The following is a 16,110-nucleotide window of genomic DNA, read 5'->3' on the forward strand; positions in this document are numbered from 1 at the left end:
CTCGACTCTCGTCAAGACCATTTCAATCTCGAAGGGAAAAGCTATGTCTCGTCCACCCCTACCCCCATTCACCCACGATACCGCGGTTCAGAAGGTTCGCCTTGCCGAGGATGGTTGGAACACCCGCGATGCCGCCAAGGTCGCTCTGGCTTACGCGCCCGATACGCGTTGGCGTAACCGGGTCGAGTTCGCGACAAATCGGGACGAGGCGCAGGCCTTCCTTACCCGCAAGTGGAACAAGGAACACGAATACCGGCTCATCAAGGAGCTGTGGGCTTTCACCGATAACCGTATTGCGGTTCGCTATGCCTACGAGTATCGCGATGACGCCGGTCAGTGGTACCGTGCTTACGGAAACGAGAACTGGCTATTCGCTGAAGACGGATTGATGTCTAACCGTCACGCCAGCATCAATGAGATGCCGATAGCCGAGTCAGACCGGAAGTTTCATTGGCCTTTGGGGCGCCGGCCGGATGACCACCCTTCGCTAAGTGATCTCGGCATGTGATGGACCAAACTGGCGATGGCGCTCGTCGTACGCCGGTAAGCAAATGGGATGCCCATGCGCAGTTAGGGGGGCGTTGCGTCTAGTATCTGAGCCGGAATGCAACAAATCAAACCGTGCTATGTCGCGATCCTACTGGGCTGGCAATCGCCGCCCAGGGCCCGAGGGGCCGCATCCCTTGGCGCCGATCCTGAGCCGGCGATGCCTGCGGCGCTGGCGCCCTCGGCGACCGCCGCCAGCATACGGTTTGGAGAGGTCGAAAAACCCTCCCGGTTCGTTCAAATAAGAATCGTAACCGTTTGACATTTCTACTGAAAAAAATCAGACGGGGCTTCTTCGAACCCTTCAACTGGCAATACGCCCAATATTAGTGTGGCGTTGCCTCCGGAGAGATATCAAGCTAGTCGATAAATTGGGGGGCGTAGCGAGGGGCGCGAGTAAAACGTGACAGAAGCGAACAAGCGACGACGGTCTCAGGCGGAAAGGCGTGAGGAGGCCGAGAAGCGGCTTATCGATACGGCAATCGAACTTATGGCCAGCCGTGGCTACGACGGATTCACCTTGGCGGAGGTTGGCGAAGCAGCTGGATATAGTCGGGGTCTGCCTGCGCATTATTTCGGGAAAAAGGATGATTTGTTAGTTGCCGTAGTAGAGTTTCTTATCGAAGATTACAATCGACATTTCGAAAAGGAATCCAGAGCGCTTGGTGGGATGCTTCGAATTGAGACGCTTGTGCGTAGTTACACGCGCGCGAAAGGTCGTAGCGTCCGGGCTTTGAGCATGTTGATTGGTGAGGCTATTGTGCGGCCAGTGCTGCGGCGGACAATAACACGACTGAATGCAAAAGGGCTTGAAAGAATCGAGAGTATTATTCGTGATGGAATCACGGACAATACTATTCGGCCCGACGTTGATGTCAAACGCCAAGCGGCGATTATATACTCCTTCCTGCGGGGTCAAACCAACTTCGCCTTGTGCGATACCGCCTTCGATGCGGAGGGCGTGGCAGAGGAATTCATCCTACTTATACGGGATAACCTGAGCCTTCGTCCGAAGTTGGGGGGATCGAAGAACGGTTGATTGAAGTCAAAAGTGGTGGTGCGGGCAGCCTCCACACGGAATGTACGAGGATGCGACTGTCGCGGTCCGCGTAGCTCCCAATGTGCTAAGAACGCGTTTCCAGACCTGTTGTGCTTTGGTTTGAATGCGGAGTAAGGATGAATGTTCTCCGCTCTTGTCTCCGACGGGCTATGTGCAGCTATTGAACTGCTTCGTCCTGTTATTCCTGTGGCCCGAGAGGTGGACGCCCCCGCACTTTCGGTCGTTCGGCGTTGACGGCGATACGATTTGTTCTTCAGAGCGGCATTCCATGGGACTTGCCCCCATTACAGCAGGATGCTGGAGTCTATCTTGGATGCGCTACTCTATTCGGAGAGAGACAGGGCACCCACGCAGCCGTCCTGGAAAGCTCTACGCCGGCAAGGGTTATGATTACAGCCGCTGCCGTCTGTGTACCCCCCGCCATGGTGGTCGGACACCATATCGCCAGAAAAAGCAACGGAAGCAGTCCCTCTCTTAATCTCGCGCTGTCGCTGCCTGCTGCATCTTTCGCCTTCCATCTGCGGAGCAACCGGGACTTCCGGTCGATGGACATATGCGAATTGTAGCTAAATTGCAGGATGACCCGATTTGTTGACGAGATCATTCCGTCATCCCGCCGTTTGATCTTCGTAAATTTGAGCGTCCACAAGTGTTGCGCCCAAGCGGTCAAGCGGAATGCCAATTGAGGAGCATTGTGGTCAGAGATCGGCGGCACGCCACCTTGTCATCCGCCGCCACGCCGTCTTCCAAGTCCCCAATCACGACATTCGCCCCTGCACCTTGTCGTATTCGCGAGCACGAAAAGCAGCAATCACCACAATTGGCGCACGCGACAGCGTCGACCATAAACGCTGTGGACGGTCGCCAGGACCAGATGACGGGCTGTGCGAAGGGCTTCGTTTTCGCACAGAAATTCGCTGCAAACATTATTGTATGTTGACAAGCAAGTTTTATACTTCTCAAGATACACAACATCCACGCATCACATGCAAGGCGCCGCAGATATGTCTTACAAGGTTCCGTTGAAGGACATGACGTTCGCCCTCACTCACCTTATCGATCTCGAAAGGGTGCTGGCGCTTTATCCGGAAACGGATCTGGATCGGGACACGGCCATTGCCACCCTGGCGGAAGCCGCACGCTTCGCTGAAATGGTAATTGCGCCACTCGATGCAGTGGGGGACCGGGAAGGCTTGCAATATCGCGATGGCGAAGTGACGACCCCCACTGGTTACCGTGAAGCCTATTCGCGATTCATTGAACAGGGCTGGCATGCGCTGCCATGTGACCCGCACTACGGCGGCCAGGGTTTCCCGAGAGCGATCGCAGCAATGGCCGAAGAGTTGTGGCGCTCTTCGAACATGGCCTTCACCGGCTGCATGACACTAACGCATGGCGCGATTGCAGCGCTGGAGGCCAGGGCATCGGCCGGCCTGAAGGAGCGCTTTCTCCCAGCCCTAGTGAAGGGTCGTTGGTCAGGCACGATGAACCTGACCGAGCCACAGGCGGGATCTGATCTTTCCGCAATCCGCACGCTGGCCGCCCCGAGCGCGGATGGCACTTACCGCGTCAAAGGGCAAAAGATCTTCATCAGTTGGGGTCGACACGATCTGACCGACAACATTATCCATCTGGTCCTGGCTCGGACGCCGAACGCGCCTGCGGGTGTGCGAGGGCTTTCGATGTTCCTCGTTCCGCAGCAATTGCTTGATCAAGATGGCAATCCGGGACCAGGTAACGACGTCCGTTGCGCCTCGATCGAGGTGAAGGTCGGCCAGCACAGCGCGCCGACGACGACAATGCTCTACGGATCGGAACCGACCGATAGCGGTGAAGAGGGGGCGATCGGCTATCTTGTGGGCGACCTCCACAAAGGCCTCGAGATCATGTTCATCATGATGAACGAAGCTCGCTTCGGAGTTGGAACCGAGGGATTGGCCGCGACCGAACATGCGTTGCAAACTGCGCGCTCCTACGCGCGGGAACGCATCCAAGGTAGCGAAGCGGGCAGCGCATCCGATGTAAAGGTGCCAATCATCCGCCATCCGGATGTGCGGCGCATGTTGATGCGGATGAAGGCTGCCGCGGAAGGCATGCGCGCACTCTGCGTCGTGATCGGCGCCGCCATCGATCAGGCCCTGCGCAGCTCCGATGCACAGCAGCGCAATGAAGCGCAGCACTTCGTTGATTTCATGACGCCGATTTTTAAGGGCGGCAATACCGAGGCCGCAAACGAGCTGACATCACTCGGCGTCCAAATTCATGGTGGCTTTGGCTATATGGAGGATTGCCCGGCCGCTCGTCATTGGCGCGATGTGCGTATCTCTGCAATCTACGAGGGAACCACCGCCATCCAGGCAAATGACCTCGTCGGACGCAAAATCGCGCGCGATGGCGGCGCACAGGCGCGGAAATTGGCGACACAAATGCGTGACGTGGGTGAAGCCGCTTGCACACACGAGGATCTCGTGGCTCTTGGCGCGGCATTGGTGACCGGTGCGGATACGATCGACACGGTTACGAATATCCTTCTGGATCGCTATGGCCACAGCCAACCCGATGTTCTGTTGGTTTCGGTGCCGATCCTCGAACTGTTCTGGATCGCGGCCATTGGCTGGCAGCTCGGGCGAGGCGCGCTCGCCGCACAGGGGGCGCTTGCCGCGGCCGACAGTGATCAGACATTCCTACGAGCGAAGATCGTGACCGCGAATTTTTTTGCGCAGCACTGGATGCCGCAAATGGAGGCGTTGCGCAGGGAAATTACGGCTAGCAGCGACGCCATCGTCGCGCTCTCCGACGATCAGGTCTGACTTCACGCTTATCAGCCGGACGGCTTTGAGAGTCTGTTTGGAAAATCAAGAATAAGCATTTCTGCACGTGAGACTGGCGCGTATAACTTCCCAGCGCATGTCCCCAGTCAAAGTACAAGAGGTTTTGAAAGGTACTTTTGTCGCCATTGCGAGCAATCTGTTGCATTCAACTTCACAAAAGTTATAATTTGTAACTTCAAGCCGTCAGTCTACGCCTCGATCGTCGCCGTTTGAAATGAGAAGGCTATGGGGCAAAGTCAGTGATCGGGATGAGAGCATCGGGTTGCGATTTGCCACCATCGCAACAGCCGTTTGATCGCAGAGATCCCTTTTTGCCTCAGCCAAGTCGTAAGCGGAACCGCTTAGTCACTACGTATCCGAAGAATGTTTCGAATAATAAATCAATTTTGGATCGAACGATTTCGGGCGATTTCACCAACCGTAAATGCGGCCACCCTCGAAGTTTTCGATACGGCTATTACGAGAACAGTGGATTCTCCCGTCGATATATTCGCACTCACCGAGCAGCGACTTGTAACGGACTACGGCGTCATATTTGTCGGTTACGCAGAAACGCGGGGAACAGCCGAGCGTTCGGCACGCCAGGCTACCGCACGTAAAGGAAAGCGTGATATTGGCTCGAGGAGACTCTCAACACACTCGAAGCAGTAAATCGCGAATTCAAGAAATTCGTCGGGATTTTTTTATTTAGAGGTGAATGTGGAGAGGGAGCGTTGCTTCGCCGTCCCCGAAATTACGGCCGCGTTCACGCTCTGCCGTGCAAACGGTATTTCTGCCCTCTTTGTCTCCGACAGGCGATAGCAGAGCGGCTGTCATCGGAGAGGCCTCATCGAGACGATGAATGCATTACATTAGGCTGTTCACAACGTCTGATCACATGGAAGATCGATTGCAAAGCCATAGAATTTCACACATATATAGCGCTATACTCGCTCGGTTTTCCGAGCCACCGCTTTGCTTTCCCACGCCGTCAGGCAAAAAATGCATGGGGAAAGCACTTAATGCGTCCATTCAACGAATTACGCAACAGAACCGGTTGGATTGAATATAAGAGAACCGAAAACTACTATCCCGAATTTTTAGCACTCCGTGTCGTCGCGCCACAAAAGCTTCACTTGAATCACTTACGATCTCTCTGAAAGTAATAGTCTCGTCGTCGATCTTACTGTCAAGTATCGACGCGGGCGGTCTACTTAAAACGAAGCACGAACAGGAACTTTGTGTTGAAAATGGTAAGACCGCTGGATCGAGAAGATGATAAAATTACGTACACCTAATAAATTCCATAACAGTTTGTAATGATGGAGAGAAAAATGCGTCTCAGATTGGCGTTAATTTATGGACTACTGTTGTGCCCAGAAATTGCACGAGCAACACCGGTCGAGGATGTAATTAAAGCTATATCTCCTCCGGCAGATGTTGAAAAGAGGAGCGTTGTGGTCTATCAGTTTGATACATCACATCCAATTCCGTTGGATACAACCGGGTCGAGCAGCGTAAAAACAAGCGCGTGGCTTGTCACGATAAACCGAGCAACAAAAACGATATCTTCGAGTAATGGCCCGTTGGAGCCGCTCTCATTTCGCGTCTATGGCTCCCCAAACTCCGCCAAGTGCACAGATAATTCGAATGCAAAAATCGACAGTATACCGCAGACATGGGAGCTTCTCCCAGCGAGTATGGCTACATCGATTTTAAAGGGGAAAAACATTTTTCCGACAGTCGTCATAAATGCTAATTATTTCGACGTACGAGCGCAAGGAAATGGTATAACATGGGCTACAAACAAATGTAGCCGACCGCTAGGGGTTTTTTACGACAACAACCCGGGCCATGTAAACAATGACTACGGTAGCTACGACGGAAACGACCAATATCTTGCTGGCCCTCCATATTTTATTGGAAAAACAATCTCAGAAAAATCGCCAGTGCAGAGCATGATTTTTTTTATGGGAAACGATTATACGAACCCTTCTAGCTATGATTCTTATAATAGGCAGATCGATATTGTTGAAAATAACGCGTTAACCGATCTGAATTTTAAAGCGAGGATAGGAAAAGCGCCTTATAACTATGATGACGCACGGTTTACAGCCATATCGGGCGCAGAGTTGTTGCCTAATCTCAGTTCCTCGAGTGCAGATGCTGGGGACGGACCCGATTCAGGTGGAAAGTCGACCACGAGAATTGCAATCGCGTACAAGAAATCGACTGACCAATTATTTATTTTTGAAGGTGGTGGGTATACTTCTGGCGTAACAAGAACGAATTTGGCTTCTCTTTTTAAAGCCTTGGGTAGTGACGTGGCTCTGGAACTGGACGGTGGTGGATCAGCCAGCGTTGTAGTTAATAGCAATCAGGCGCGTTGGGCAGGAGCAACAACGACAGCGCCTCAGAGCGGTTGTGCACTTGCGGGTTATACCTGCTCGAAACCAACCCAACCCGATGGTAATGCTCGACCGGTGCCAGCTTTCTTCTATGTGCAAGTGCCGCAGAAAACGTTAGCGAACTGAAACCCTACTAGTCTGGAGGGTTCGAGGAGCCCTCCTCTTCCCGTTTAAATCATTAACGTAATTGATGGATTTTTCTTAATCAGGAAAATATCACGAATCCTTTTGGAATTTCCCAGTGCCTGTGAAACCGCATAACGACGCACGCTTGCACAACTTCGACTTAGCACTCAACGCACAGCGAATCTCAACACGAAGGACAATCAATAAACATCACTTATACATATCATTTTCAAAAACTTACCTTCATCCATAATTCCTCAATCCCTCCATCTACGAACGAAAGGCGCGTCGGCTCTTGATCACGCCGCATGTCATTCATAATCAGACGGACGCCTACGCGCTGACAGCCGACTTGCGGGAAAAGCTCCCTCGCGCGGCCGTGTTGCAACACGACCTGAACATCGTGCTGATGACAGGGCCATATAACCTGCAACACTGCGTGCTGTACATTACTGGTCTGAATGACTGATCGTCGCCATTCACAACGCGACGAAGAGGATGGGTTCGCCCTGCTACTGGTCTTATGGATGCTCGGCTTTCTTGCCCTTCTGGTAAGCCAGACCCTTGCGACCAGTCGCACTACCCTCCGTCTCAGTAATACTACACTTCAGCGAGCGAGACTTGAGACCATGGCGGACGCGGCCATTACGACGGAGTTGTTTTCTGTCGCAACCGGCACGAGTGGCGCCAACGGCGTCTGGAAGACATTTGGTGACGGAAAGGGCCTAGTGCAGGTCCGTGCCATTATCGAGCGAAACAAAATTAATTTCAACGCTGTCAATGTAAGATTGATGCAGGCGTTACTGGTTGCGAGCGGGCCACCGCCGGACGAGGCGACGACGTTGGCGAAAGCAATTTTCATCTGGAAAAATCCAACTTTGCATGAGCTGGTCCCATTGTCGCAAGGAGGGGAAAGAAGTCGCTGCGTATCGCTCGGTGCGCCGTTTCACACTTTCGACGATCTTGGAGTTGTCCCGGGGATGACACGCGAGTTAATTCAGGCGCTTGCCCCACATATTTCGTTTGTGCAGATCCAGGGGACATCGCCCCTTACCAATGATCCCGTTGTCCGGACGGCGCTCTTCAAAGCTGGGCTTGTAAGTAGGAGGCTCTCCATTCTGGAGCAGGCTCATCAGAAGGAAGATATGGAGAATGACCAAACGCTGGTCGTCGTGGACGCAAAGGCGTCATTCGCCGGCGGCGTGATGCTCCGTCACGTGGAGGTTACGCTTCTCCCCCAAGTCCGGCCCGTTCCATGGCGCGTCATGCGTTGGGAAACGGGCGATGTGGAAAGATCGATGAATCGCTGATTGCGGTCGCTCGCGCCTGATTTTGAACGTAAGGGACGATGATTTCGGCTTGTATGTGGAGTTTCTCTCGGTGGTGACAATCGAGCGGGCGCGTCCGTGCTCCGAACTGAATAGCCCTGAGCTTCCTATATGCCTGCGCGCTTCACCACTTGCTGCCGTTCGCACTCAGCGGGCGACGACATCGTGTTCCTAGATTACCTGCGTTTCGGAGTGTCAAACGTCTCTATATAATCGAACACGTCCTGCCTCGCCTCCCCACAGGTCCGGTGTGTCTTGCGCTTGATCCTTTCACGCTTAAGCCGGTTGAAGAAGCCCTCTGCAAACCACGTAGTTGTCACGGCGTTTCATGGAATGCGGACACACAAGTAAGAAACTCAGCCCAAGTTAGTGAGTTGGCTGCCCGATCCTTTTGAATCAGCGCCGTGAAGGACAGTCGCCCGTAGCTGACCACTGCCGTCTCGTTCCTGCGCAAGGGCGACACCCTCGTGGTCACGAAGCCGGACCGCCTTGCGCGCTCCACCGGAGATCTGCTTGCGCTTGTGAAGCGCGTCTGCGAGCGCGGAGCAGAACTTCGTATCCTGAGCATGGGTGGCGCAGAGCTCGACACTAGTTCGCCCACCAGCGCCCTTATGCTGACCATGCTGGGCGCCATTGCTCAGTTCGAACGGGATCTGATGCTTGGGAAGGCATCGCGCGCGCCAGGGCAGAGGGCAAGTATCAGGGCCGGGCGCCCACGGCCCGCGCCAAAAGCAATCAGGTTCAGAATCTGGCGCGAGACGGTGTAGCCATTACCGAAATCAGTCGGCGCCTGGGGATCAGCCTCAGTTCCGTCTATCGCTGCCTCGGGCGGGATTTCTAGGCCCGGTCCTTGCGCAAAGAGCGGCGATGTGACGACGCAGGACGCTGCGCTCCATCCCGCCTACGCATCGCATCGAGCAACCCGCAAGGTGCAGCGCAACACACCGAAGAGGACGGTCCGTGCGCGCGGGCAGTGCGGTGATTTTCTTCCCGCAAAATGGAGCATTCCGGGCGGGAAATGCGGCGCATTTATAAAAAAGATATATAATTCATAACGCTTCAGGTGCGACTGATATCGTGCGGGAGCGCGTGGCGGACTTCCCCGAGATTTGTACGATCCGCAGAAAACTGCCGAATTTCAACGTTCGTGAGTTACGCATTTGATAAAAGTGTAAGCGGTAAGGGCAAAATGTGTAACTGGAATTTCAATTTAAAATCATATACTTAAGCAACAAAATTACACATTTACACCTCTTACACTTTTTTTCGAACAACAGTGAGAAAGAGGTATGCAGACACACATCTGCTTACAGGTTATTTATTCTCGAAACGCATGTATCGGGAGCCTGCGCCGGCAGGGGGGGCGGGTCAAATCTTGAGGGGCGATCTGGGGCCTCAACCGCGCCAGTCTCACGCGCAGATTTTTTGCCGGATATGAAAGAAATCAAGTTTTCAAAGAGTCGGGGTCGATGTGACTCAAAAGAGTCCGGATTGAGTCCGAAACTCGACTGCCACAGTTCGATCATCTGCTGAATTTTGAAAATTTCTAGAAGGGAACTGGTGGAGCCAATCGGAATCGAACCGACGACCTCCTGAATGCCATTCAGGCGCTCTCCCAACTGAGCTATGGCCCCTCGCAAGGTCGCCTATTGGCGTCGTGCGGAGTGGGCGCGGTATAACCTTGCTAGAAACCTCTGGCAACCCCCTATCGTAAGATAAAACCTGAAACCCTACGCTCCAATTGCGCCACAGCGCCGCAACGCCCCAAGAAGCGGGAGCATCGGCAGGCCGAGGATGGTGGACTGATCGCCAGTGATCGCCTCGAACAGTTGGATCCCAGGCCCCTCCACCCGATACGCCCCGACGCAGGAGAGGCATGCATCGGCCTCTTGCTCCAGATACCCCTCGAGAAACGCGTCCGAGAATGTCCGCATTGTCATGGAAGCGTGTTGGATATGCCTCCATATAATTTCTCCATCGCGCCAAAGCGTCACGGCGCTGTGCAGTAGATGAGTCCGCCCTCTCAGATATTGAAGTTGGTTTCGCGCGTCCTCAAGGTCTGTGGGTTTGTCGAACCAGCGCCCCTCGCAGCTCAGCATCTGGTCCGCGCCTATGATCAGGGACAGTCTGGAGACATCAGGGCTCGTCCCGACAGCCTCAGCTTTTGCTTCAGCCAACGCCAGCGCCGCCGCATCGGCATCCTGACCCATTGCGCGCGCCTTCGTCTTGTAGAACGCCTCATCGACCACCGCCGCTCGCCATCTGAAGCCCAGACCCGCCGCCGCCAGAATCGAGCGTCGGGCACTCGAACCACTCGCAAGAAAAATTTCAGGCTTTCCCATCAGTTCACACTGCATATGACGTCCCTTAGTGACAGTTTCCGAGTCGGTTTTTGCGATCTCTACATAGCTCTCGACAATCGACTCGAAACATTGGGTGTGATGCAGGAGGTGAGTACTTCGGTGGGCAGGCCGTTTAGTACTGGGGTACATGTGGATAGTACTGGAGGCGTAATTCGGACGTACCGAGTACCGGGGACAAGTCCTTCGCCCCCGGGCACGGTGAGTTGTACACAGCCTTTCTGCGGGTAAAGCGGGATAACTTCAAAAAACGCCTATTTTTCAATGAGTCACAATCTGTACACATCTGGGGAAACATGGGGTACGTTTTTGGAAAGACGGGTACCCCTTAATCCACAGGGCTCATAACAAACCCAATATTTCTTTCTTCTCTTTTCTTGTTTAGAGATGGCGGCACTGATCGAGATACGAGGTGAACGGGCGGTGACGGTGGAAAATACGACGGATCAAGGTCGGCGGCTCTTACGAACGCTGAACGGTGAAGCCGTATGGCCTCCTCCGGTGTGGCTCATGCGCCAGGCAGGGCGCTTCCTCCCCGAATTCCGGGCGTTTCGCGAAAGGGCGAATTTTCTCACCCGGTGCATGACGCCGGATATCGCGACTGAACTGACGCTGCAGCCGATTCGTCGTTTTGCGATGGACGGCGCCATTCTGTTTTCGGACATTCTGATTCTCCCGTGGGCAATGGGACAATCTCTTGATTTCGTTGAAAATAAAGGTCCGGTTCTCGGACCGATCCGCAATGAAGCCGATCTGGCGCGGCTGGATCCCCGTCGCGTCGCGGAGGTTACTGCGCCAGTCATGGAGACATTGTCTCGGCTGCGTCGCGCCCTGAGCGAACCGGTTGGTGCGGCGCCCGCCAACAGCGTAACGTTGCTGGGATTTGCCGGGGCGCCCTTCACGGTCTCTTGCTACATGGTCGACGGTGGTAGTTCGCGAGAGTTTGCGCAAACTCGGTTGATGGCGTTTTCCGAACCGTCCCTGTTTGACCGGCTGATAGCGCTGCTGACGGAAAGCACGGTGGATATGCTTTCGGCGCAGATCGAAGCAGGCGCGCAGGCGGTGATGTTGTTCGATTCCTGGGCTGGGCTTTTGCCACCTACGGAATTTCGTCGTCATGTGATTGCGCCTGCGCGCCAGATAGTCTCCGCATTGAAGGCCCGCCATCCCGGCGTCAAAATCATCGGTTTCCCTCGACTGGCGGGCATTATGGCTTTGGAATACGCTCGCGAAACCGGGGTCGATGTTCTCGCGCTCGACACCGGGGCGGACATCAAGGCGATTGCGGCTCAGGCTCCGCCGGGACTGGTGCTGCAGGGAAACCTTGATCCGATATCGGTGCTTGCGGGTGGCGAAGCGATGCGTAAGGAGGCCCTGGCCGTTCGGGAGGCAGGACGTGGCAGAGCCCATGTCTTCAATCTAGGCCATGGCGTTCTGCCAACCACGCCGCCTGAACATGTTGGCGAACTGATCGCGACTATCCGAAACATCGACACATGACACTGGCGTGCGGTTCGGCGCTATCGCCTGAGGGCAGATTGCGGCTTGTGATCTTCGATTGCGACGGCGTTTTGGTCGACAGCGAGGCTATGAGTTGCCGGATTGTCGCGGAAGCTGCGCGGGAGGCGGGACTGGATGTGCCCGACGAAGCTGCCGTCGCGCGGTTCGCTGGAAGGGCGCTTTCTTCGATCCAGACGGACATTGAAGAGGCTACCGGCAGAACTTTGGGTGAGAACTGGTGTCTCACAATTCAGGATCGCTTTGTTCAGGCTTTTGGACATGGTGTTGATCTTGTCGACGGCGCACATGCGATGCTGGATGGCGTCATCGATTTGGGTTTGCCTGTTCGAGTGGGATCAAACTCTTCAATGGCCGAGATGGATGTGAAATTCCGTGTCACCGGTCTTTATGATCGACTCGAAGGACGCATTCACTCAGCAAGGGATATGAAAAAACCGAAACCTGATCCGGATGTGTACCTCTATGCTGCGGCCCTCGAAGGCGTGGCGCCTGCAGAATGCGTCGTGTTGGAAGATAGCGATACAGGGGCGCGGGCAGCGCTGGCGGCCGGAATGACCTGTGTCCTTCTTCGTCCAGCGCAAGAGCCCGCTCCACATGACGACAATCTGATTCGAATCGAAACGCTGTCGGAATTTCAGCCACTTTTAGAAAATACGCTATTTTCCCAAAAACTGAAAACACCATGATAAGCGTGTTGCAGCCTTGGTATCCGTGGTTGAAGGCGATGCACATCATGGCGGTGATCGCGTGGATGGCCGGTCTGTTTTATCTGCCGCGTCTGTTCGTTTATCATTGTCAGGTGATAAACGGTTCGCAGGAAAGCGAGCGTTTTAAAATTATGGAACGTCGACTTCTGCGCGCAATTATTAATCCGGCGATGATGGCGTCATTAGCATTTGGCGTGCTTCTTGTTCTGACTCCAGGGGTGATAGATTGGAAAGCGGGATGGTGGCACACCAAACTTCTAGCCCTTGCAGGTATGTTTGCTTTTCATGGAGCTTGCGCGAAGTGGCGTCGTGATTTTGCGGACGACAAAAATGCCCGATCAGAGCGATTTTACAGAATCGCAAATGAAGTGCCGACGATTTTGATGATTGTGATCGTGATTATGGTCGTTGTGAAACCATTTTGATGTTTCGTATTTTATTTATTCTTCCTTGTCGTGGAAATTTTTATATAAATTTTTAACATACAACGCACACTAGAAATAGAATGATATTAAATAATTTAAATGAAGTGTTTTACGAAACTCGATGCATATTGAACATATGACTCAAATGATATTTAGATCATCAATTTATGAATTTTCTGATAGATAACGATTTAAAAATCGACTGTCTATTACCACTGGGACAAAAGACAGTCGCAATTTTACGAATTTCATTGGTGAGGCATGTGACTGTTACGATCTACCTATATCTAGCGGACGTCTTGTTTATCCATCAGTTTTTGTGAAAGATAGACAGCTTCCAACGCGCGCTCATGGGCGACTTCCTTTGCATTGACCGTTCCGGAATGCCCGCCTTCCGTATCCTCATAATATAGAAACGGCGCGCCAAGTTCTTTCAACCGCGCCGCGAAACGCCGCGCATGTACTGGGCCAACCCGATCGTCTTTTGTCGAAGTGAAAATGAATGGTTCAGGATAATGAATTTTGTCCCGAAGGTGTTGTAACGGTGAAATTGATTCCAGGAAAAGCCGTTCCGTTGGAACGCTCATCGAACCATATTCATCCACCCATGATGCGCCGGCGGACATATTCTCGTAGTGGAGCATATCGAGAAGTGGAACACCAATTATAACTGCGTTCCACAGCTCTGGATGCTGGGTGAATTCTACACCCATAAGCAAACCACCATTGGAACGACCTCGAATGCCAAGATGTGCGACGGACGTAATTCCCTGTGCAACGAGGTCGCGACCTACCGAGAAAAAGTCGTCATATACTTTTTGACGTTTTGTTTTTCGTCCTGCTTCATGCCACGCTGGCCCGAACTCGCCGCCACCGCGAATATTTGCCACGACATAAACGCCCCCTCTGGTGAGCCAGAGACGACCGATCTCGGGTGCATAGGTTGGCGTATAAGATGCCTGAAACCCGCCGTAAGCAGTCAGTAGCGCCGGATTGGTCCCATTTTTTTTCATCATTTTGGGATGTACGATAAAATAGGGGACTCTGGCGCCGTCCGTTGATCGCGCCCAAAACTGTTCCACAGTCAGGTTGGTGGCGTCGAACATAGCTCGGGTTTCACGGATCTTTTCAGCCGCCTCGGAAGCATCCCCTGCCAGCCACAACTGAGGTGGGGAGATATATCCCTCGACCGTCAGGAACGCCCTGTCCGATGTCCGATCTGCATCGACGATGTGAACTGTCGACATGTCTGGCAAAGGCAGGACGTGTCGGATCCAAGGCTCCCCGGTCTTTTGCGGAGCAGTCAGGGTCACTGCTCGGCCGCGGACGTTCTCGAAATAGGTAACGACGACAGTATTTCGCGTCACAGCGACTTCATCAAGCGCCTGGGAACTGTTGGGAGTGAAAAGAAGCTCCACGTCTTGATCGCTTGCAGCAGGAGCGACGGAGACCAGGCTGCCTGCTGGAATGAGTCGACGGTCGGGAAGCATCCAATCATCATTCACGGTAAAAATGAGCCGTCCGTGGAGCATGCCCTGCAGTTCTACGTGATCAGGCAGTGTCAGCCAGCGGAGATGCCCTGGCTCTTTCCCCTCCAGCGCGCTTTCCATTCCGTCGAGAATCGCGAAACGGTTGGTAAAGAAAGTCGGGGAGCGCCGGATAAGCACGAGTTTGTGGCCGTCGCCGTCTGTCAGAGATACAGGCTCCACAGCGACGTCGCTCTTTTCTCCTCGCGCGACTTCTACGGCATTCTCCAGAGACTGCGTATGCCCCACACGCTTGATAACGAACGGATAGCCCGACGTGGTCAGGGTCGCCCCAGTTCCGTCCCAATCGCGGCCTACCAGAATTGTATCGCGGTCCACCCATGCCGACGATTGTTTGGAGCGTGGCAGGCTAAAACCGTTCTGAACGAATAACCCCATATGGGTGTCGTATTCTCTCAAGGTTTGTGCGTCTTCCCCTCCATTGGACAGGGCGACGAGACAATACCGATCATTGGGCGCGAGACAGTCGGCGCCCTGGAACACCCAATTTTTATTTTCTTTTTTTGCGAGAGCATCGATATCGAGACGCGTTACCCAACTGGTGAGTTTCTGCCGGTAGGCGCCCAACGTTGTTTGGCGCCACACGCCACGAGGGTGTCTGGCGTCTTGCCAGAAATTCCATATCTGTCCGTCAAGAAAGCGGGGTTTAGGCAGTCGGTCCTGGCTTTCGCCAGCCGCGAGCGCGTCGTCGTAAAATCCCTTGTAGCGGGGATCGCTTTCAAGTGTATCGGATGTTCGACGGTTCTGGGCGTTCACCCATTCGAGAGCCTTTACCCCTTCTATTTCACTTAGATAGTCTGCTTCGTCAGGGCTTGTGGCTGCTTTCAGCGGCACCGACAGGCCTGTTTGTGCCAGGATGAAGGCGGCAAGAGCAAAATACGATCGGCGCATGAAGTTTCCCTTCCTTGTTGGGACTCTAGCGGGCAGCGTTCATTCTATACAAATGTAGTTGATTCGCGTCTGGGTACCTCATATATGCAAAACGATAATGAAATTTTAACTTTATAAAGAGTATTCGTCTTGTAAATATAAAGTAAAATACATAACAAAAAAATTTATAAAGTTATATATTTTCATGTTATGCCCGAGATTTATCAGAATATGTTATTAAATTATATTGCATAACCTATAAATATATTCGTTAAAATAAAAAATTCAGAGGATTTCGTGCCGGATATTACTCTAAGAGAGACAACATAGTTTTAGAGAATATATTTCTAAGAGCCTGTTTGGAAAATCGGTCTGATGTGATTCAAGCTCTGGATGTGGACG

13 protein-coding genes, 1 tRNA gene and 1 pseudogene are annotated in these 16,110 nt (G+C 53.2%); 11 read left to right on the plus strand and 4 right to left on the minus strand.

Translation table 11 applies throughout. The annotated features are described in order from the left end of the window. Positions 1–43 precede the first annotated feature (43 nt). The 6 genes from J2D73_RS18115 to J2D73_RS18140 all read left to right on the plus strand — a co-directional run bounded on the left by J2D73_RS18115 (position 44) and on the right by J2D73_RS18140 (position 8,260). Positions 44–508 (plus strand): nuclear transport factor 2 family protein, encoded by a 465-nt coding sequence (locus J2D73_RS18115; protein WP_207883659.1) that lies wholly within the window; start codon positions 44–46, stop codon positions 506–508. A 441-nt stretch (positions 509–949) separates the two neighbouring features. Then, positions 950–1,585: a TetR family transcriptional regulator gene (locus J2D73_RS18120; RefSeq protein ID WP_207883660.1), complete on the plus strand. Its 636-nt coding sequence runs from the start codon at positions 950–952 to the stop codon at positions 1,583–1,585. Positions 1,586–2,637: 1,052 nt separating this feature from the next. Next, positions 2,638–4,416, plus strand: a complete 1,779-nt coding sequence (locus tag J2D73_RS18125; RefSeq protein WP_207883661.1) for an acyl-CoA dehydrogenase — start codon at positions 2,638–2,640, stop codon at positions 4,414–4,416. A gap of 1,334 nt (positions 4,417–5,750) precedes the next feature. After that, positions 5,751–6,950 carry a phosphodiester glycosidase family protein gene (locus tag J2D73_RS18130; RefSeq protein WP_207883662.1) on the plus strand — a complete coding sequence of 400 codons (1,200 nt, stop codon included), beginning with the start codon at positions 5,751–5,753 and terminating at the stop codon, positions 6,948–6,950. 295 nt (positions 6,951–7,245) lie between these two features. Next, positions 7,246–7,419, plus strand: coding sequence for a hypothetical protein (locus J2D73_RS18135; RefSeq protein ID WP_207883663.1), 174 nt, complete (start codon positions 7,246–7,248; stop codon positions 7,417–7,419). A 259-nt stretch (positions 7,420–7,678) separates the two neighbouring features. Beyond that, positions 7,679–8,260: a type II secretion system protein GspK gene (locus J2D73_RS18140; RefSeq protein ID WP_207883664.1), complete on the plus strand. Its 582-nt coding sequence runs from the start codon at positions 7,679–7,681 to the stop codon at positions 8,258–8,260. 125 nt (positions 8,261–8,385) lie between these two features. Here the strand turns inward: J2D73_RS18140 and J2D73_RS20920 are convergent. After that, a pseudogene (locus J2D73_RS20920) lies at positions 8,386–8,580 on the minus strand (IS3 family transposase); the annotation flags it as partial. A 165-nt stretch (positions 8,581–8,745) separates the two neighbouring features. On the opposite strand from J2D73_RS20920, the gene J2D73_RS18150 reads away from it, so the two are divergent. Next, positions 8,746–9,045, plus strand: a complete 300-nt coding sequence (locus J2D73_RS18150; protein WP_341535125.1) for a recombinase family protein — start codon at positions 8,746–8,748, stop codon at positions 9,043–9,045. Between the two features lie 2 nt (positions 9,046–9,047). Further along, positions 9,048–9,119, plus strand: coding sequence for a helix-turn-helix domain-containing protein (locus tag J2D73_RS21195; protein WP_341535126.1), 72 nt, complete (start codon positions 9,048–9,050; stop codon positions 9,117–9,119). A 717-nt stretch (positions 9,120–9,836) separates the two neighbouring features. Here the strand turns inward: J2D73_RS21195 and J2D73_RS18155 are convergent. Beyond that, positions 9,837–9,912 (minus strand) — tRNA-Ala (locus J2D73_RS18155). A gap of 96 nt (positions 9,913–10,008) precedes the next feature. After that, a complete protein-coding gene (locus J2D73_RS18160; RefSeq protein WP_243430078.1) occupies positions 10,009–10,635 on the minus strand; it encodes a Maf family protein in 627 nt (208 codons plus the stop codon). 390 nt (positions 10,636–11,025) lie between these two features. On the opposite strand from J2D73_RS18160, the gene hemE reads away from it, so the two are divergent. From hemE to hemJ, 3 genes are read left to right on the plus strand one after another with little or no spacing between them, the layout of a single operon-like run. Then, on the plus strand, positions 11,026–12,138 hold the full coding sequence (gene hemE, locus J2D73_RS18165; protein ID WP_207883666.1) for a uroporphyrinogen decarboxylase: 1,113 nt from the start codon (positions 11,026–11,028) through the stop codon (positions 12,136–12,138). Then, the gene (locus tag J2D73_RS18170; RefSeq protein WP_207883668.1) at positions 12,135–12,845 is read left to right on the plus strand and encodes an HAD family hydrolase; all 711 of its coding nucleotides are present in this window, start codon (positions 12,135–12,137) and stop codon (positions 12,843–12,845) included. The genes hemE and J2D73_RS18170 overlap by 4 nt, the downstream gene beginning before the upstream one ends. Next, entirely contained in the window at positions 12,842–13,291 is a 450-nt protein-coding gene (gene hemJ, locus J2D73_RS18175; protein ID WP_207883670.1) for a protoporphyrinogen oxidase HemJ, read from the plus strand. The genes J2D73_RS18170 and hemJ overlap by 4 nt, the downstream gene beginning before the upstream one ends. Before the next feature lie 287 nt (positions 13,292–13,578). Here hemJ and J2D73_RS18180 read toward each other — a convergent pair whose 3' ends face one another. Further along, on the minus strand, positions 13,579–15,729 hold the full coding sequence (locus J2D73_RS18180) for a prolyl oligopeptidase family serine peptidase (RefSeq protein WP_207883671.1): 2,151 nt from the start codon (positions 15,727–15,729) through the stop codon (positions 13,579–13,581). Between the last annotated feature and the right edge of the window lie 381 nt (positions 15,730–16,110).

Source organism: Acetobacter sacchari (assembly GCF_017377715.1).
In the GTDB taxonomy this organism is placed as follows: domain Bacteria; phylum Pseudomonadota; class Alphaproteobacteria; order Acetobacterales; family Acetobacteraceae; genus Acetobacter; species Acetobacter sacchari.

Excerpts from the sequence above, each read along its gene's own strand:
- J2D73_RS18125 (WP_207883661.1), top strand. The coding sequence starts at position 2,638 with ATGACGTTCGCCCTCACTCACCTTATCGATCTCGAAAGGGTGCTGGCG.
- J2D73_RS18170 (WP_207883668.1), top strand. The coding sequence starts at position 12,135 with ATGACACTGGCGTGCGGTTCGGCGCTATCGCCTGAGGGCAGATTGCGG.
- J2D73_RS18115 (WP_207883659.1), top strand. The coding sequence starts at position 44 with ATGTCTCGTCCACCCCTACCCCCATTCACCCACGATACCGCGGTTCAG.
- J2D73_RS18130 (WP_207883662.1), top strand. The coding sequence starts at position 5,751 with ATGCGTCTCAGATTGGCGTTAATTTATGGACTACTGTTGTGCCCAGAA.
- J2D73_RS18160 (WP_243430078.1), bottom strand. The coding sequence starts at position 10,635 with ATGCAGTGTGAACTGATGGGAAAGCCTGAAATTTTTCTTGCGAGTGGT.
- hemE (WP_207883666.1), top strand. The coding sequence starts at position 11,026 with ATGGCGGCACTGATCGAGATACGAGGTGAACGGGCGGTGACGGTGGAA.
- J2D73_RS18180 (WP_207883671.1), bottom strand. The coding sequence starts at position 15,729 with ATGCGCCGATCGTATTTTGCTCTTGCCGCCTTCATCCTGGCACAAACA.
- hemJ (WP_207883670.1), top strand. The coding sequence starts at position 12,842 with ATGATAAGCGTGTTGCAGCCTTGGTATCCGTGGTTGAAGGCGATGCAC.